Genomic DNA, 16235 nt, shown 5'->3' on the forward strand with positions numbered 1-16235 from the left:
GGTTACTTCGCGTACGCGGCGGCCGCGGCAGCCTCGAGGCGCTGCGCAGCTCCGTCCACGTCATCCGGCTTCTGGTAGAAGGAGATCATTTCCTGCCAGAAGCCCTGGCCCGGCGTGCCGCCGAACGCACTCGGGGCGAGATCGGAGAGATCGAATCGGAAGTCTTCGGCTCCCGTCAGCGCCTCGGCGATCTGGCGCGAGGTGTCGTCAGGGTACAGCGAGGTGTCGACCCCGGTGTTCGGGGAGGTCAGGCCGCCATTCGGCACCCAGATCTCCGCGGCTTCCGGTGAGGCGAGGAACGCCATCAGCGCCGTGGTCGCCTCATCATCATCGAACTGGACCGCGACGTCACCGCCGCCCACGACCGACGGCTTCGACCCGTTGATCGACGGGAAGTCGTAGAACAGCGCGTTTTCGCCCACGGTGGAGTTGCCGTCAGCGGTGATGTTTCCCGCGACGAAGTCGCCCTCGAAGACCGTGCCGGCCTGGGGGTCAGATCCGAAGACCTCGGTGACGCTCGTCGGGAAGTCGCGCTGGTCTCCGCCCGGCTGCACCAGGTCGCTCCCCCACAGCTCGCCGAGCACCGTGAGCGCCTCCTTCACCGAGTCGTCGGTCCAGGGAATCTCGTGCTGCGTGAGCTGATCGTACTTGTCGGGCCCGGCCGTGCGCAGGTACACGTTTTCGAACCAGTCGGTCAGTGGCCACCCCACATCAGCCCCGACCGAGACACCCGCGTAGCCGGCATCGGTGATGAGCCCGAGCTGTTCGGTGAACCCATCCCAGTCCTCCGGCGCCTCAGCACCCGCCTCATCGTAGACATCGGCGTTGTACCAGACCGTCGACTTGTTCGCGGCCTTGAACCAGACGCCGTAGAGCTGATCATCGACCGTGCCCAGGTCGATCCAGTCTTGCGAATAGTTGTCGCTCACAGCCTGCGCGACATCGTCGGCCACCGGCTTGATGTCTCCATCCTGCGCGAGCGACTGCATCAGGGCTGGCTGGCCGAGCACGGCGACGTTGGGCGGCGAACCGCCCTCGAGCTGCCCGCTGATATACGTGGGGCCGTTGTCACCGAAGCTCGTGTACGACACATCGGCACCGGTCTGGCGGCTGAACTCATCGAGCACCGCCTCAAAGTTCTTCTGCTCGGCACCCGACCACGACGCGGCGACGCTGAGCGAGGTCCCCGCGAACTCGTTACCCGCGGGAGCATCGCCGGCTCCGGCATCCCGCGATCCTCCGCCGTCGCCTCCCGCGCAAGCGGTCAGCAGCAGTGCCGCGGCCGCGAGGCCCGTCGTCGCGCGGATCATCCGTGATCGCGCGAATCGTGTGGTGTGCATGAGAACTCCATCCGACCGATGCGTAACCGGCACGGGCCCCTCCCGCGCCGTGAACGCGAGGTCGCCGAGCGCGCGCTCCGCGCGGCGACACGCGGGGGTAGCTGAGTGTGGCGACTTCGCCTCCGCTTGCCACGGTATCGAGCGGGTCGTGGCCCTGTCTGCCCCTTGCATCGCGCTCCGAAATTCGGAACAATACCCGGGCGGCGGCCCAATTACGGCGAGAACATCCAGATCACCAGCCATGCGCCCAGACAGAGGCACGGGGCGAATGCCACTGCGGCACGCGCACTCGGTCGACGAGCGCGCATCACGAACCCCCACACCGCCGCGGCGACGAACGCGACGAACACCCCGACCAGTGCTCCTGACCAGCCGCCCGCGAATCCCAGCATCGCACCGATGAGCGGTGCAACCTTGACGTCACCGCCGCCGAGCCCGGATGGCGCGAAGCGCCACAGCAGCCAGAATCCCAGCCCGAGTACTCCCGATACGGCGAGGGTATCGAGCAATACCGTGGCCCCAGCGCGTTCACCGGCGCCCGGTGCACCGGAAGCATCGGCGCTCCAGCGCATACCGCCGCTCATCAGCAGCGCTGGCATAACGGTGACCGTCGCCGCGAGCACCCACGTGTTGGGCAGTCGGTGCGACCGGAGATCGACGATGCTCAGCGCGATCGACCACGCACCGAAGAGTGCGCCGCCAACCACCGCCCAGGTGTGCGCGGCGTCGTGCATCAGCGGAGCGACTACTGCGTGACTTCGGTTCCGATGCCGTGCTCGGTGAAGATCTCGAGCAGCACCGAGTGCGGTTCGCGCCCGTCAATGATGGCCGCCTTCGACACTCCGCCGCGCACAGCGTCGAGGCAGGCGCGCATCTTCGGAATCATGCCCGACTCGAGGCTCGGCAGCAGCTCTTCGAGCTCCCCCGCCGTAATCGACGACACGAGCGAATCACGATCGGGCCAGTCGGCGTACAGCCCCGCCACATCGGTCAGAATGACGAGCTTCTCGGCGCCGAGCGCACTCGCGAGCGCTCCCGCTGCGGCATCGGCGTTCACGTTCAGGGAGTCACCGGGGCGGTCGACATCGGGAGCGATCGACGACACGACCGGGATCAGCCCCGCGTCGAGTAGCGCGAGCACCGGCTCGACGCGCACGTCGACGACGTCGCCGACGAGCCCGAGGTCGACGAGCTCGCCGTCGACCTCGAACGGCGGACGGCGACGGCCGACGAAGAGACCTGCGTCTTCTCCCGTCGTACCGGCCGCCAGGGGGCCGTGCGCATTGATCTGGTCGACGAGCTCGGGATTCACCTTGCCGGTGAGCACCATGCGCACGACGTCCATCGCCTCGGGCGTGGTCACTCGGTAGCCGCCGCGGAATTCGCTCTCGATGCCGAGCCGGCCGAGCATCGCGTTGATCTGGGGGCCGCCGCCGTGCACGACGACGGGCTTGATGCCCGTGTGACGCAGATACACGATGTCTTCAGCGAAGGCCTCGAGCAATCGGTCGTCGACCATCGCGTTGCCGCCGAACTTGATCACCATGATGGTGTCGCGGAACTTCTTCAGCCAGGGCAGGGACTCGATGAGCACCTCGGTCATGGCCCGAGCGCGCTCGTGATCGAGCGGCTTCGTGGTCGTGGACATCTGACTCCTAGCTCGAGTACGCGCTGTTCTCGTGCACGTAGTCGTGCGTGAGATCGTTCGTGCGAATGGTCGCCGTGTGCTCGCCCGAGAACAGGTCGATCTCGACGTGCGTGCGCCGGGGCGTCAAATCGCACTCGTCGACCGGGCGGTCTGGCGCACCGGCGTGACAGAGTCTCACACCGTTGAACGCGACGTCGACCTGGTACGGGTCGAATGCGGCCTGCGTGGTGCCGATCGCTGCCAGAACACGGCCCCAGTTCGGGTCGTTGCCGAAAATTGCGGCCTTGAACAGGTTGTTGCGGGCGACGGATCGCCCGACCTCGACCGCATCGGCGGCGGAAGCAGCTCCGCGCACTTCGATGTCGATGTCGTGGCTCGAGCCCTCGGCGTCGGCCTGCAGTTGAGCGGCCAAGCTGTCGCACACCGCGGCCAGCGCCAACGTGAAGTCGGCCTCGTCGGGCACGACGCCCGAAGCGCCGCTTGCGAGCAGGGTCACCTGGTCGTTGGTCGACATGCAGCCGTCGGAGTCGAGGCGATCGAAGCTGGTCGAGGTCGATGCGCGCAGAGCGCGATCGAGTGCGGCGTCGTCGAGGAGCGCGTCGGTGGTAATCACGACGAGCATCGTGGCGAGACCCGGCGCGAGCATGCCGGCTCCCTTTGCGATGGCGCCGATGACCCACCCGTCACCCTGGTGCACCGCGGTCTTCTCAACCGAGTCGGTGGTGAGGATCGCTGACGCTACTGTCGTGTCGTCGGCGGCGAGCGCGGCGGCGAGCGCCGGGACGTTGCCCACGATCTTGTCGCGGAACGCCTGGTCGCCGGTACCGATCAGCCCGGTCGAGCAGACGAGCACGCGCTCGGCGTCGGTCTCACCGATCTCCGTCGCCACGGCCTCGGCGGTCAGCCGGGTGGTCTCGTAGCCGAAGTCGCCGGTGAAGCAGTTCGCCCCTCCCGAGTTCAGAATGATGGCCGAGGCCGCGCCGCCCTGCGCCGCCTTGCGGCTCCACAGGATGGGGTTCGCCTGGGCGCGGTTCGTGGTGAAGACGACGGCGCTCGCGCGCGACGGGCCGTCGTTGACCACGAGCGCGAGATCCGGCTTGCCGGTGCTCTTAAGGCCGACGGCGATACCGGCTGAGCGGAAGCCCTGGGGCGCGGTGACGGTCACGGTGCAACTCCATTCACGGAAAGGCCGGTGTGCTCGGGAAGTCCGAGCGCGATGTTCGCCGATTGGATCGCGGCACCCGCGGTGCCCTTGGCGAGGTTGTCGAGCGCGGCGACGATCACCGCGCGACCCGCGGCCTCGTCGACGACGACGCTCATGAGGCAGGTGTTGGCGCCGAGCGTGTCTGCGGTGCGGGGCAGCGTGCCCTCGGGAAGCAGCTGCACGAAGTGCTCGTCGCCGTAAGCGTCGTGCCAGGCGGCCCGCACCTCTGCGGCGGTCACCCCCGGCGCGATGCGCGCGGTGGTGGTGGCCAGTATGCCTCGGCTCATCGGAACGAGCACCGGGGTGAAGCTGATGGTCGGCTCATCACGGGCTCCCGCTCCGCGCAGCGCCTGCTGAATCTCGGGAATATGACGGTGGGAGCCCCCCACCGCGTACGGATTCGCCGTGCCCATGAGTTCCGCTCCCAGCAGATGCGTCTTCGCGGCTTTCCCCGCGCCCGACGGCCCGACCGCGAGCACGCTCACGATGTCGCGCGCTTCGATGACGCCGGCGGCGATGCCGGGTGCGAGCGACAGTGCCACCGTCGACGCGTTGCAGCCGGGGGCCGCGATGCGCGTCGCACCGACGAGCGCCTCGCGCTGACGGCCCGATTCGCCGGTTTCGCGGCGCACGATGAGCTCGGGCACCCCGTAGGTCCACGCCTCGTGGTGCTCCCCGCCGTAGAACGCGGCCCAGTCGTCGGCACTCGTGAGTCGGTGATCGGCGCCGCAGTCGACCGCGAGGCCAACATTCGAGAGCTGCGCCGTGAGCGCGCCCGATGCTCCGTGCGGCAACGCGAAGATGACGACGTCGTGCCCGTCGAGCACCTCTGGCGTGGTGGGCTGCAGCGTCAAATGCGCAAGCGATCGGAGATGCGGCTGCGATTCGACGAGCGGGCGCCCCGCGGAAGAATGCCCGGTGACCGTGCGGATCTCGAATTCGGGATGGGCGTCGAGCAGACGCAGCAGCTCGCCTCCCGCGTACCCGCTGGCTCCCGCCACAGCGACGCTGATCGTCATCGTCTCCCTCTCTCGCGCACGGCACGCACGCGTGCTCCTATTCAACCACTCAGAGCGGCATCGAATCGACGGATGACCCCTGTGGACGCATGACTGGCCGCCGATAGGCTTGCCGTATGTACGTCATCACCGTGAAATTCCCCGTCAAGCCCGAGAGCGTCGATCAGTGGCCCGAGATCGTGCGCGCCTTCACCGAGGCGACCCGCGCCGAGCCGGGCAACCTCTGGTTCGACTGGTCTCGCAGCCTCGAGACTCCGAACGAGTTCGTACTGATCGAGGCGTTCACCGACGAGGGCGCCGGCCCGCACGTCTCGTCCGACCACTTCGCGGCCGGACTCGAGTCCATGCGCCCGCACCTGGTCTCGACCCCGCAGATCATCTCGCGGCAGGTTGACGGCACGGGCTGGGACGCGATGGGCGAGCTGCAGATCGACGCGTAGGGCGCGACTACCGCCCGCGAAATTCGGGGGCGCGCTTCTCGGCGAACGCGCGCATGCCCTCTTTCTGATCCTCGGTCGCGAAGGCCGCCGCAAACGCCTGGCGCTCGAAGCGCAGGCCCTCGGCGAGCGGCATCTCTTGCGCCGCCTGCAGCGCGTCCTTCGCGGCGTACACGGCGGGCAGCGACTTCGATGCGATGGTCTCGGCGACCTTCGCGGCCTCGGCCAGCAGCTCGCCGGCGGGCACCACTCGGGAGACGAGCCCCGAGCGTTCGGCCTCTTCGGCGCCCATCATGCGCCCCGTGAGCACCATTTCGGCGGCCTTGTACTTGCCGATCGCTCGCGGCAGGCGCTGCGACCCGCCGAAGCCCGGCAGCACGCCGAGGTTGATCTCGGGCTGCCCGAACTTCGCGGTGTCGGCGGCCAGAATGATGTCGCACATCATCGCGAGTTCGCAGCCGCCGCCGAGCGCGAATCCGGCGACCGCGGCGATCAGCGGTGTGCGCATGCGCTCGAACCCGCCCCAGCTCGGAAACGGCCCGCCGAGCAGCATGTCGGCGTAGCCGAGTTCCGCCATCTCCTTGATGTCGGCACCCGCGGCAAAGGCCTTCGCCGAGCCGGTGAGCACGATCGCGCCGATCGCGGGGTCGGCGTCGAACCCGGTCGCGGCGTCGATGAGCTCGCGCACCAGCGTGCCGTTCAGGGCGTTCAGCGCTTCGGGTCGGTTGAAGGTGATGGTCGCGACGCGTCCCTGCGTCTCGGCGATGATCGTCGTGTAGTCGCTCATGCGGTCCAGTCTGACACGTCGCGCTCCGCCGGGCCGTCGTACGCCGAGAGCGGGCGGATCAGCGCATTCGACGCCGCCTGCTCCCTGATGTGCGCGGTCCACCCGGTGACCCGCGACGCGATGAAGAGGGGCGTGAATGTGAGGGTGTCGAAGCCGATGAGGTGGTAGGCCGGCCCCGACGGGTAGTCGAGGTTCGGGTAGATGCCCTTGCGCGCGACGAACTCGCTCTCGAGCGTGGCGTAGAGTTCGGCGAGGTCGGGCCGCTCGAAGTGCTCCACCAGCTGGTCGAGCGCCGCCCGCATCGTCGGCACCCGTGAGTCGCCGTGCTTGTAGACGCGGTGCCCGAAGCCCATGATCTTGCGCTTCTCGGCGAGCGCGGTGTCGAGCCACGGCACCACCCGGTCGGCCGACCCGATCTCGTCGAGAATGTGCATCACCGCTTCGTTCGCCCCGCCGTGCAGGGGGCCCTTGAGCGCCCCGATCGCCCCGACAACCGCCGAGTAGAGGTCGGAGAGCGTCGACGTGATGACGCGCGCCGTGAAGGTGGAGGCGTTGAATGAGTGCTCCGCGTACAGAATCATCGATCGGTTGAACGCATCGACGACGACCGGTTCGGGATCGCTCCCGAACGTCATCCAGAGGAAGTTCGCCGAGTAGTCGAGATCGTCTCTGGGTTCGACGATTGCCTCACCCCTGCGGCGGCGCTGCCCGTAGGCCACGATTGCGGGCAGCACCGCGAACAGGCGCACGGAGCGCTCCAGATTTTGCTCGGGGCTCCCCGAGGCGTCGAGCACCGATCCCGCCCCGGCAAGGTCGATCGCCCCGATCGCACTCACAGCTGTTCGCACCACGTCCATCGGGTGGGCCTCGAGCGGCAGCAGGTCGATCGCGGCGCGCACCTCGGGCGTCAGCGCGCGGTGCGCGCGCTCAGTCGCGCGCAGCTCGGCGAGTTGCTCCGCCGAGGGCAGCTCACCGTGCCAGAGCAGGTGCGCAACGGCCTCGAACGGCTGGGTGTCGGCGAGCTGCTGCACCGGGTACCCCCGGTAGAGCAGGCTGTTCGTCTCGGGGTTCACCTTCGAGATCGCCGTCGTATCGACGACAACCCCCGCGAGGCCCTTCTTGATCTCTGCATCCATGCTGCGCTCCTTTGCGGCGTGAGACGTACGACGTGCGATTACTGCGGCTCTTGCGAGTGCGGACCGGGCCGGATCTGGTCGAACCGGTCTATCGCTCCACTTCGAAGGTATAGACGTTGGTGTCGAACCGGCTGTACGCCTCGTAGTCCACGAGCTCGTAGAGGTCGGCGCGATGCTGCATCTCGCCGAGCTTGCCGGTGAGATGCCCTTCGCGGTTCAGCTCGTCGAGGGCGCGTTCGGTGGCGCCCATGGCGATCCGGAGCATCGATACCGGCCAGATCACGATGTTGACCCCGACGTCGGCGAGCTGCTGCGTCGAGAAGAGGTCGCTCTTGCCGAACTCCGTCATGTTCGCGAGGATCGGCACGTCGAGCGCGGCGCGCATCGCGGCGAACTCGTCGAGGGTGCGCATGGCCTCCGGGAAGATCGCGTCGGCGCCCGCGTCGACGAGGGCCTTCGCGCGGTCGACCGCCGCGTCGAGCCCGTCGACGGCGCGGATGTCGGTGCGCGCCATGATGAGGAAGTTCGGGTCGCGGCGCGCGTCGGCCGCCGCGCGGATGCGCTTGATGGCGGTGCTCTCGTCGACGACCGCCTTGCCGTCGAGGTGGCCGCAGCGCTTCGGGTTGATCTGGTCCTCGATGTGGGCGCCCGCGAGCCCCGCATCCTCGAGCGTTTGGATGGTGCGCGCCACGTTCATCGGCTCGCCGAAGCCGGTGTCGGCGTCGACGATGGCGGGGAGCTCGGTCATGCGCGCGATCTGCTGCGCGCGGCCCGCCACCTCGGTGAGCGTGGTGAGCCCGATGTCGGGCAGTCCGAGATCGGCCGAGAGCACGGCGCCCGAGATGTAGACGCCGTCGAAGCCCTTGCGCTCGATGAGTCGAGCCGAGAGCGGGTTGAAGGCGCCGGGAAAGCGCAGCAGCTCCCCCGAGTCGAGGCGCTCGCGGAAGGTGCGGCGCTTCTCATGCGCGGGGGTCTGGGCGTAGAGCATCAGAAGAGTCCCTTCGGTGCGGCGGCGAGATCGAGGGTGCCGGATCGCGCGACGATGTTCAGCTCGCGCACCTCGGCGGGGGTGAGTTCGGGCAGCCGCTGCACGAGCTCCAGGAATCGCTCGATCTCGGCGGGCTCGAGTACGGGCTCCGCGAGCAGCCGGAACTTCGCTATGTAGTTGTCGCGAACGAACGGGCGCGCGCCGAGCGGGTGCGCGTCGGCCACGGCGATCTCGTCGACGATGGTGGAGCCGTCGGCGAGTTCGATCTCGACGCGGCCGCCGAACGCCTTCTCATCGGGGTCTTCGGAGTGGTAGCGACGCGTCCACTCGGCGTCTTCGGCGGTGGTGACCTTTTGCCACAGCGCGACGGTGTCGGTGCGGCCGGCCCGCTCGGCCGTGTAGGAGTCGACGTGGTGCCATCCGCCGTCTTGCAGCGCGACCGTGAAGATGTAGGGGATGGAGTGGTCGAGCGTTTCACGCGAGGCCGTCGGGTCGTATTTCTGAGGATCGTTCGCACCCGAGCCGATCACGGTGTGGGTGTGATGGCTCGTGTGCAGCACGATGCGGGCGACATTCGCGGGGTCGGCGAGTTCGGGGTGCGCGCCGTGCAGCTTGCGGGCGAGATCGATCCAGGCCTGCGCCTGGTACTCGGCGGAGTGCTCCTTCGTGTAGCTGTCGAAAATGGCGCGCTTCGACTCCCCCGCTGCAGGCAGCGGCACCTCGTACGAGGCCGTCGGGCCGTCGAGCATCCAGGCGATGACGCCGTCTTCGCCCTCGTAGATCGGCGACGGCGAGGTCTCGCCGCGCATCGCACGGTCGACGGCCTCCACAGCCACCTTGCCGGCGAACGCGGGGGCGTGCGCCTTCCAGGTCGAGATTTCGCCTTTGCGGCTCTGCCGGGTGGCGGTGGTCGTATGCAGCGCCTGCGCGACGGCCTGGGCGACCACTGACGTCTCGAGGCCGAGCAGCGTGCCGATGCCCGCGGCGGCCGATGGCCCGAGGTGCGCGACGTGGTCGATCTTGTGGCGGTGCAGGCAGATGGCGCGCACGAGGTCCATCTGGATCTCGTACCCGGTCGCGATGCCCCGTACCAGCGCGCGCCCGTCGGCGCCGACGTGCTGCGCGACGGCGAGGATCGGCGGAATGTTGTCGCCGGGGTGCGAGTACTCGGCGGCGAGGAAGGTGTCGTGGTAATCGAGCTCGCGCACCGCGACCCCGTTCGCCCACGCCGCCCACTCGGGGCTCGTGAGCGCCGCATCCGCGCCCGTGCCCGCCAGGCCGAAGATCGTGCTGCCCGCACCGCCGAGCGACACCGGGTGCGCGAGCGCCTGCGCGCGGGCCGAGACGATCGGGGCGCGGGTCAGCGACGCCGCCGCGACGGAGGCGTTGTCGATGATGCGGTTGATGATCATGTCGACGACGTCGGCATCGACCTCGACGGGATCGGTGGCGACGTGAGCGATCTTCTGCGCGAGCTGCTCCTCGCGCGGCAGCGCTTCATCGCTGCGGTACACGCGAACGTGGTGGGTGACGGTCATGCGGAGGCGCTCTCTTCCGTGTCGGCGATTGAGGTGAGGATCGAGGTCAGCGCACGGTGCAGGTGCACGTGCGTGGCATGGGCGGCGAGCTCGGCGTCGCCGTCGGCGATGGCGCGGGCGATGAGCGCGTGTTCGGCGACGGAGCTCACGAGCCGATTGTGGTTGTCGCGGGCGAGGCCGCGGGCGCGCACCAGATGCGTGCGCACCGGGCGCAGAGCCTGCGTGAGGTACGTGTTCTGCACCGCGGCATCGATGGCGGTGTCGAAGCGCGCGATGAGTGCGTAGTAGTCGTCGGTGCCCGCAGCGCCGTCGTCGGGGTGCGCGGTGTCGAACGCGTCGGCGATCGTGCTGAAGACGTGCGGGTCGCCGCGCTCGGCGGCCAGCCGGGCGGCCGCCTCTTCGAGCGCGCGCCGGGTTTCGAAGAGTGCTCGCACGTCCCCGACGTCGAAGCCGGACACGACGAGCACGCGCGCGGACTGCTGCGCGATCAGGCCGTCGGCGACCAGGCGTCCGATGGCTTCGCGCATCGGGGTGCGACTTACGCCCCGGCGGGCGGCCTGCTCGACCTCACCGATCACGCTGCCGGGGCGCAGTGCCCCCGTCTGAATGTCGCGCAGGAGCTCGCGATACACCCGATCGCTCGTGCGCTCGCTGCTTCCCGACATACCGCTAGCGTATACACAACAGCACCAATGCGCCAGATACCTGGCCCAGAATTCGCGCAGTGTATACGCAGCGTCCGTGCCTGCGTTACCCGATCAGGCTGGGCTGCAGGTCTTTCAGCGTTCGAGACCGCATCGTCTTCGCCACCCCGAGCGCCGAGATCAGCACCGCGATGACGAGGACCAGGCCGAGCTTCAACGCCTCACTGGCCGCGTCGGCGAGATCACCGCCGTACATGAGCTGCCGCAGCCCGTCGACCGCGAACGACATGGGCAGGTAATGATGCAGCGTCGCGAGCGGGCTGGGCAGTGTCTGCCACGGGAAGGTGCCGCCCGCAGTGACGAGTTGCACCACCATCAGCACGAGTCCGAGGAACTGACCCACGCTGCCGAGCCACACGTTCAGCGCGAGAATAATCGCGGCGAACGTCGCCGAGGCGAGCGCGATGGTGCCGTAGGCCGCGACGGGGTGCGAGAAGTCGAACTTCAGCGCGAACGCCACGATTGCGAACAGCGCGAGCATCTGCGTCGCTCCGAGCAGTGCGGGCGTGGCCCAGCCCGCGATCGTGATCCGCAGCGGCGTGTGCAGCGCGGTGACCGCGCGACGCGAGACCGGCTTCAGAATCAGGAACAGCGCGTAGATGCCGATCCAGGCCGCCAGGCTCATGAAGAACGGCGCGAGCCCGGCGCCGTAGCTGCCCGCGGATGTCACGCGACTCGTCTGCACGTCGACCGGTTGCGCGATGTTCTTCGCTTGATCGGCGCGGAGGTCGGCCGAGCTGTCCGGGAGCTTGTTCACACCCTCGGCGAGCCCATCGCGCAGTTGCCCAGCGCCGTCAGTGAGGGTGCCGAGCCCGGTCTGGAGTTCGCCTGAACCCGACACGAGCTGCGCGAGCCCGTCATCGAGCGCCACCGATCCGTCGGCGGCCGACGCGATGCCGCTCGTCAGCTGAGGCGTGGCATCCGCGAGCTGGCGCGAGCCGTCGGCCACCTGCTGCGCACCGCTCGCGAGCGTGTCGAGCTGTGCACTCGCGCCCTGCACCTGTGCGTTCACGTTCGTGAGGTCGCCGCCGACCCGATCCATCGCCGCACTCACGCGGTCGATGACGCTCTGATCGACTCCCGCATCGGTCAGATCTTGCAGGATCGCGGTGCGATCACCCGCGAGCGCGTCGACGGCCTGCTGGCTGAGCCCGGCCGCGTCGCGCCCGTACTGGGCGACCGTCGCGTTCCCGGCGGCGACCTGCGCCGCCCCGCTCGCGAGGGCCTCGGTGTTCTCGGGCAGGGAGGAGGTCGCGTCGCGCAACTGGCCGAGACCGGTGGCGAGTTGCGCAGATCCGTCTTTTGCCTGCTGTGCGCCCTCGTGCAGCTTGCCGGCGCCGTCTTCTGCACTCTGCGCGCCATCGGTGAGCTTCGTGGCGCCGTCGCGCGCCTCGATCAGCGAGCCGCGGATCTCTGCGATCCCGTCGAGCAGCGACTTCGCGGCTTCGCGGTTCACCGACTGCACGATCTGCTTCTGGATGCGCTGCACCGCCTGCTCGCCGATCGTGGTCGCCAAGTAACTGTTGGCGTCGTTCGTGGTGAGGACGACCTCGGCGCGGTGCGGGTCGTCCGCCTGAGACGACTGCAGCGATTCCGAGAAGTCTTTCGGCAGCGTCACGACGAAGTCGTACACCCCGTTGTTCACACCCGTTTCGGCGTCGTTCTCGCTCACTTCATGCCAATCGAAGCTGCCGTCTTCGACGAGGTTTTTCGCGACCTCGTCGCCGATGACGCGTACGGCATCGCCCTGCTTCACACCCTGATCGGAGACCACCAGCGCGACGGGAACCTGATTGAGCTTGGCGTAGGGATCCTGGTTCGCCCACAAGTAGAGGCCACCGTAGAGCAGCGGGACGCACATCAGCGCGACGAACGCGAGACGCGCCATCTTCGTCGCCCACAGGCGCGCGAACTCGGCCCGAATCATCTGCGGAATCTTCACGCCTCATCCTCCACGTGCCGCGTCAGCGCCTGCGTGCGCGATGACGTCTTCTCGGTAATCGCGACGAACTCGCGCAGCGGCATGACTTCGCCCGTGCCCCACCCGTCGGGGTGCGCAGCGATCGCCGCACGCGCGGCGCGGCCGGCGATCACCAGCACCGCGGCACCGGCGTCGGCAAGTTCGCAGGCGGTGCGCCACCACTCCTCGGGGTCTCCCCCATGGCGGTCGGGAGACACGAGCACGATGCCTTCGACGCCCGGCCGTTGCAACGCCAACTCGCACAGCGCCCGCACTCGGTCCCCCGGCGCGAGATCGCCGATGGGCAGCCGCGCGTGGTGGCGCAGCCCCAGGCGTTCGAGTTCGCGGCGCACCGCCGGCGGGCCGCCGAACTTGCCCGCGAACATGAGCTCCTCGGCGACGACGTCGGCGAGCAGAACGTCGCTGTGCGGCTCACTGACGTCGGGAGCATCGACGAGCGCGATCCTGCGTCGTAATTGCTTCGCATCGGGGGCATCGTCGATCGCGACTTCGCCACTGTCGGGCTTCATACGCCCGGTCACGATCAGGCCGAGCACCGTCGGGCGCTGCGCCGTCTCGGCCTCCACGAACACCGCCGTACCCGAAGCCATGGTCACATCGCTCGGTGGGAGCGCTCGCCCACCCGGTCCCTTGCTGACCGCCGTCGCCCGCACCCGCATCAGTCCGTCTCCGTCCTGTTCGATCCTCAACCCTGCGAGTGTAGTCCTCTCTCAGCACCCTCGCGCGACGGGTGAACAGGCGTTCGGGTTCACAGGTCGTCGATGACGATTTTGTGCATCTGCAGCAGGTGCTCGAACGCATTCGGGCGTTCCATGAGTTCGCCCATATTCGCCGGAACGATCTGCCAGCTCACGCCGAACTCGTCGGCCAGCCAGCCGCACTGCTCTGCTTCGGGAACCGCCGAGAGCGCGTCCCAGATGCGATCGATCTCCGCCTGATCGGCGCAGTGCACTTCCAGAGAGACGCCGCAGGTGAACGAGAAATCTTGCTCGGCCCCCGAGTCCATCGCCCCGAAGGTTTGCCCCTTGATGCGGAACTCGCTGTACATGAGCGCCTCGGGGGTCGCCGGCCCCTGCGCCTCGCCGTACGGGTACGCGCCGCCCGCCTCGAACTCGGGAAACACTGCGGCGTACTTCGCCCGGGCCTCACCAGCACGATTCTGGGCCGCACCGCCGAAGAGCAGCGAGGGAATCACGAAAGCACCGTCTTCGCGGACCGGGTCGGCCAGACCGAGCTGCCAGCTGACACCGTAGCGATCCTGCACCCAGCCGTAGTAGTCGCTGAACGGGTATTCCTGCAGCGGCATCATCACGGAGCCTCTGGGCTGCAGCCCTTCCCAGACGCGGTCGAGCGCCTCGCGCGCCTGCTCGACGCTGCCGAAGCGATCCGCACCGAACATCAGAAAGAACGAGATCGACGGGTTCGGTGAGAACTCGTCCCCCGCGTTCACCAGGGTCAACCGGTATCCGGCGACGTTCACCGCGACCGTGAGCGGCAGCCCGGCGAACGGTTCTTGAAAATCGAGCAGCCCGGTCTGCGGGTATCGCGACTCGACCTCCGTCGTGGTGTCGGGAAGCACATCGGCGTAGAACTGGCCGACCTCTTCCGCGTTTCGCGTGCACCAGATGTTCGGCACGATGAACTGGTCGGTCATGATCCGTTCCTTTCGGCTCCGCTGCCTCGCGGCGCACCCGGTCCGGGCACCGTCGCGCTGCTCCCAGTATCGGCCCGCTCCCGCCCATCGACAAGGGGTCAGCGGGTGTCCGACCGGTGACAATTCGCCGGCGGCGCGGCACAATGTGGGCAGAGGTCCGCTCCCGGATCTCCCGAGCTGCAAGGAGACCCCCATGTCCATCAGCCTCAACCCGTACCTCAACTTTCACGGCACCGCGCGCGAGGCGCTCGAGTTCTACCACTCGGTGCTCGGCGGCGAGATCCGCATCATGCAGTACGACTCGATTCCCGGCATGATGGGCGATCCGGCGGAGGCCGAAAAGATCATGCACGGTCAGATCGACACCCCCGATGGACTCACCATCATGGCCGCTGACTACCCCGCCTCGATGTCGGAGCTTCCCGACGCGGCCACGCCGGGCAATTCCGTCTGCATCTCGGGCGACGACGACGCCCGCATCCGCGCGCTCTGGGACGGCATCTCGCAGGGCGCGGAGATTCGCGAGCCCTTCGCTCAGGCTCCGTGGGGCGACACGTTCGGCATGCTCGAAGACCGGTTCGGCGTGCCGTGGATGTTCAGTCTCGCCCCGAAGTCAGCGGGCTGATCGCGGTCAGGATCGCGTCGGCTGCGTACTGAGCCACGCGTCGAAGGCCGGCCCGGCGATCTCGGCGCGGGCGGGGTCGCTCGGCAGAATGCTCCCGTCTCGGAGCGCCCGGCCGAACCCACGCGGAAGCGGCAGCTCGATCACGCGCGCACCGTCCCCGCGGTGTGCGAGCAGCGCCCGCATCATCTGCGCCATCCGCTCCTCGCGGGGGCCTACCAGATCAGGCGCAAGACCGACGGGCTCCCCCGCGGCGAGCACGACGAGGCGCTCGGCCACGGTGCGCGCGGCGACCGGCTGCGCACGCATCGCGGGCGCGCCGATCCACGGACCGAACCGCATGCGGTCGATCATCTGCGCGGCGAACTCGTGGAACTGCGTCGCGCGCAGCAGGCTCCAGGGCACATCACCCGCAGTCACCGCTGCCTCCTGCACGGCTTTCCCGGCGTAGTAGCCGTACGGAGCGCGATCGACACCCACGATCGACAGCGCCACGTGGTGACGCACCCCCGCCGCCGCGCCCGCCCGCAGCAGGGCGGCACTCGCCGCCGCGAAGAACTCGCGCGACTTCGCGGCCGAGGTCGTGGTCGTGCCCGATGCGTCGATCACCGCATCGACTCCCGTGAGGTCGAGGCCAGCGCCCGACACGAGATCGACGCCGCTCGCACGAGACAGTACGCGCACCTCGAAGCCCTGTTCACGAGCCACCTCGACCACGTGGGTGCCGACCGTGCCGGTGCCTCCGGCCACAGCAATGATGCTCACGCGCGCGCTCCTGTCTCGGCCTCGTATCCGATCAACCACCGCACTCCGAACTGATCGACGACCTGACCGTCGCTCGCACCCCAGGGGCGCGATTCAAGCGGAAGGATCACCCGACCGGCGGCCGCCAGCTCATCGAACCAGCGGTGCAGTGTCTCGGGTTCCGCTGCGCCGAGCAAGGCGAAGAACATCCCGCCCATGTGCACGGCGTCTTCGTCAGGCCCGGCATCAGCGGCGTACACCGTGACGGGCCCGGTGAGCGTGGCGTGGGCGATCGCGGCGCCAGGGCCGTCCGTGCGCCCGAATTCGGCGAAGGAGTGCGTCTGCAGCTCACCGCCGAACACCGCACGGTAGTGCGCGAGCGCTTCGGCGGCGTTGCCCGGGAACAGCAGGTAAGGGGTGATGCCCGTCATAT

At 68.6% G+C, this 16235-nt stretch carries 17 protein-coding genes; 2 read left to right on the forward strand and 15 right to left on the reverse strand.

The window, feature by feature from the left end:
- Positions 1 to 2: 2 nt before the first annotated feature.
- The 5 genes from ACZF5Y_RS10340 to argC form a co-directional block, all read right to left on the reverse strand.
- Positions 3 to 1340, reverse strand: a complete 1338-nt coding sequence (locus ACZF5Y_RS10340; RefSeq protein ID WP_497532577.1) for an ABC transporter substrate-binding protein — start codon at positions 1338 to 1340, stop codon at positions 3 to 5.
- Between the two features lie 212 nt (positions 1341 to 1552).
- Complete coding sequence (locus ACZF5Y_RS10345) at positions 1553 to 2074, reverse strand: prepilin peptidase (protein WP_497532578.1); 522 nt, start codon at positions 2072 to 2074, stop codon at positions 1553 to 1555.
- An 11-nt stretch (positions 2075 to 2085) separates the two neighbouring features.
- The gene (gene argB, locus ACZF5Y_RS10350; RefSeq protein WP_053353387.1) at positions 2086 to 2988 is read right to left on the reverse strand and encodes an acetylglutamate kinase; all 903 of its coding nucleotides are present in this window, start codon (positions 2986 to 2988) and stop codon (positions 2086 to 2088) included.
- Positions 2989 to 2995: 7 nt separating this feature from the next.
- On the reverse strand, positions 2996 to 4153 hold the full coding sequence (gene argJ, locus ACZF5Y_RS10355; RefSeq protein ID WP_497532579.1) for a bifunctional glutamate N-acetyltransferase/amino-acid acetyltransferase ArgJ: 1158 nt from the start codon (positions 4151 to 4153) through the stop codon (positions 2996 to 2998).
- Positions 4150 to 5211: an N-acetyl-gamma-glutamyl-phosphate reductase gene (gene argC / locus ACZF5Y_RS10360; RefSeq protein ID WP_497532580.1), complete on the reverse strand. Its 1062-nt coding sequence runs from the start codon at positions 5209 to 5211 to the stop codon at positions 4150 to 4152. The genes argJ and argC overlap by 4 nt, the downstream gene beginning before the upstream one ends.
- A 116-nt stretch (positions 5212 to 5327) precedes the next feature.
- Here argC and ACZF5Y_RS10365 point away from each other — a divergent pair, with 116 nt between their 5' ends.
- On the forward strand, positions 5328 to 5651 hold the full coding sequence (locus tag ACZF5Y_RS10365; protein ID WP_497532581.1) for a putative quinol monooxygenase: 324 nt from the start codon (positions 5328 to 5330) through the stop codon (positions 5649 to 5651).
- A 7-nt stretch (positions 5652 to 5658) separates the two neighbouring features.
- Here ACZF5Y_RS10365 and ACZF5Y_RS10370 read toward each other — a convergent pair whose 3' ends face one another.
- From ACZF5Y_RS10370 to ACZF5Y_RS10405, 8 genes are all read right to left on the reverse strand, one after another.
- Positions 5659 to 6435 (reverse strand): enoyl-CoA hydratase-related protein, encoded by a 777-nt coding sequence (locus ACZF5Y_RS10370; protein ID WP_497532582.1) that lies wholly within the window; start codon positions 6433 to 6435, stop codon positions 5659 to 5661.
- Positions 6432 to 7571, reverse strand: a complete 1140-nt coding sequence (locus ACZF5Y_RS10375; protein WP_497532583.1) for a bifunctional 2-methylcitrate synthase/citrate synthase — start codon at positions 7569 to 7571, stop codon at positions 6432 to 6434. Before ACZF5Y_RS10375 ends, ACZF5Y_RS10370 begins: the two co-directional genes overlap by 4 nt.
- Before the next feature lie 88 nt (positions 7572 to 7659).
- Positions 7660 to 8559, reverse strand: a complete 900-nt coding sequence (gene prpB / locus ACZF5Y_RS10380; RefSeq protein WP_497532584.1) for a methylisocitrate lyase — start codon at positions 8557 to 8559, stop codon at positions 7660 to 7662.
- Positions 8559 to 10097, reverse strand: a complete 1539-nt coding sequence (locus ACZF5Y_RS10385) for an MmgE/PrpD family protein (RefSeq protein ID WP_497532585.1) — start codon at positions 10095 to 10097, stop codon at positions 8559 to 8561. Before ACZF5Y_RS10385 ends, prpB begins: the two co-directional genes overlap by 1 nt.
- The gene (locus tag ACZF5Y_RS10390; RefSeq protein WP_497532586.1) at positions 10094 to 10762 is read right to left on the reverse strand and encodes a GntR family transcriptional regulator; all 669 of its coding nucleotides are present in this window, start codon (positions 10760 to 10762) and stop codon (positions 10094 to 10096) included. The genes ACZF5Y_RS10385 and ACZF5Y_RS10390 overlap by 4 nt, the downstream gene beginning before the upstream one ends.
- A gap of 85 nt (positions 10763 to 10847) precedes the next feature.
- Positions 10848 to 12743, reverse strand: coding sequence for a YhgE/Pip family protein (locus tag ACZF5Y_RS10395; RefSeq protein WP_497532587.1), 1896 nt, complete (start codon positions 12741 to 12743; stop codon positions 10848 to 10850).
- On the reverse strand, positions 12740 to 13471 hold the full coding sequence (locus ACZF5Y_RS10400) for a P-loop NTPase family protein (protein WP_497532588.1): 732 nt from the start codon (positions 13469 to 13471) through the stop codon (positions 12740 to 12742). Before ACZF5Y_RS10400 ends, ACZF5Y_RS10395 begins: the two co-directional genes overlap by 4 nt.
- Before the next feature lie 59 nt (positions 13472 to 13530).
- Complete coding sequence (locus ACZF5Y_RS10405) at positions 13531 to 14436, reverse strand: VOC family protein (protein WP_497532589.1); 906 nt, start codon at positions 14434 to 14436, stop codon at positions 13531 to 13533.
- 193 nt (positions 14437 to 14629) lie between these two features.
- Here ACZF5Y_RS10405 and ACZF5Y_RS10410 point away from each other — a divergent pair, with 193 nt between their 5' ends.
- A complete protein-coding gene (locus tag ACZF5Y_RS10410) occupies positions 14630 to 15061 on the forward strand; it encodes a VOC family protein (protein ID WP_497532590.1) in 432 nt (143 codons plus the stop codon).
- 6 nt (positions 15062 to 15067) lie between these two features.
- Here ACZF5Y_RS10410 and ACZF5Y_RS10415 read toward each other — a convergent pair whose 3' ends face one another.
- Together ACZF5Y_RS10415 and ACZF5Y_RS10420 are read right to left on the reverse strand one after the other, a co-directional pair.
- Positions 15068 to 15823, reverse strand: coding sequence for an SDR family oxidoreductase (locus ACZF5Y_RS10415; RefSeq protein WP_497532591.1), 756 nt, complete (start codon positions 15821 to 15823; stop codon positions 15068 to 15070).
- Positions 15820 to 16233, reverse strand: coding sequence for a VOC family protein (locus tag ACZF5Y_RS10420; protein ID WP_497532592.1), 414 nt, complete (start codon positions 16231 to 16233; stop codon positions 15820 to 15822). The genes ACZF5Y_RS10415 and ACZF5Y_RS10420 overlap by 4 nt, the downstream gene beginning before the upstream one ends.
- Positions 16234 to 16235 lie beyond the last annotated feature (2 nt).

The sequence above is a fragment of the Leucobacter sp. WKLB1 genome (assembly GCF_059696215.1).

What these genes read in the sequence shown, in the direction of transcription:
- ACZF5Y_RS10385 (WP_497532585.1), bottom strand. Translation starts at nt 10,097, where the DNA reads ATGACCGTCACCCACCACGTTCGCGTGTACCGCAGCGATGAAGCGCTG.
- ACZF5Y_RS10420 (WP_497532592.1), bottom strand. Translation starts at nt 16,233, where the DNA reads ATGACGGGCATCACCCCTTACCTGCTGTTCCCGGGCAACGCCGCCGAA.
- ACZF5Y_RS10405 (WP_497532589.1), bottom strand. Translation starts at nt 14,436, where the DNA reads ATGACCGACCAGTTCATCGTGCCGAACATCTGGTGCACGCGAAACGCG.
- ACZF5Y_RS10375 (WP_497532583.1), bottom strand. Translation starts at nt 7,571, where the DNA reads ATGGATGCAGAGATCAAGAAGGGCCTCGCGGGGGTTGTCGTCGATACG.
- argC (WP_497532580.1), bottom strand. Translation starts at nt 5,211, where the DNA reads ATGACGATCAGCGTCGCTGTGGCGGGAGCCAGCGGGTACGCGGGAGGC.
- ACZF5Y_RS10365 (WP_497532581.1), top strand. Translation starts at nt 5,328, where the DNA reads ATGTACGTCATCACCGTGAAATTCCCCGTCAAGCCCGAGAGCGTCGAT.
- ACZF5Y_RS10410 (WP_497532590.1), top strand. Translation starts at nt 14,630, where the DNA reads ATGTCCATCAGCCTCAACCCGTACCTCAACTTTCACGGCACCGCGCGC.
- ACZF5Y_RS10340 (WP_497532577.1), bottom strand. Translation starts at nt 1,340, where the DNA reads ATGCACACCACACGATTCGCGCGATCACGGATGATCCGCGCGACGACG.
- prpB (WP_497532584.1), bottom strand. Translation starts at nt 8,559, where the DNA reads ATGCTCTACGCCCAGACCCCCGCGCATGAGAAGCGCCGCACCTTCCGC.
- ACZF5Y_RS10370 (WP_497532582.1), bottom strand. Translation starts at nt 6,435, where the DNA reads ATGAGCGACTACACGACGATCATCGCCGAGACGCAGGGACGCGTCGCG.
- ACZF5Y_RS10390 (WP_497532586.1), bottom strand. Translation starts at nt 10,762, where the DNA reads ATGTCGGGAAGCAGCGAGCGCACGAGCGATCGGGTGTATCGCGAGCTC.
- argB (WP_053353387.1), bottom strand. Translation starts at nt 2,988, where the DNA reads ATGTCCACGACCACGAAGCCGCTCGATCACGAGCGCGCTCGGGCCATG.
- ACZF5Y_RS10345 (WP_497532578.1), bottom strand. Translation starts at nt 2,074, where the DNA reads ATGCACGACGCCGCGCACACCTGGGCGGTGGTTGGCGGCGCACTCTTC.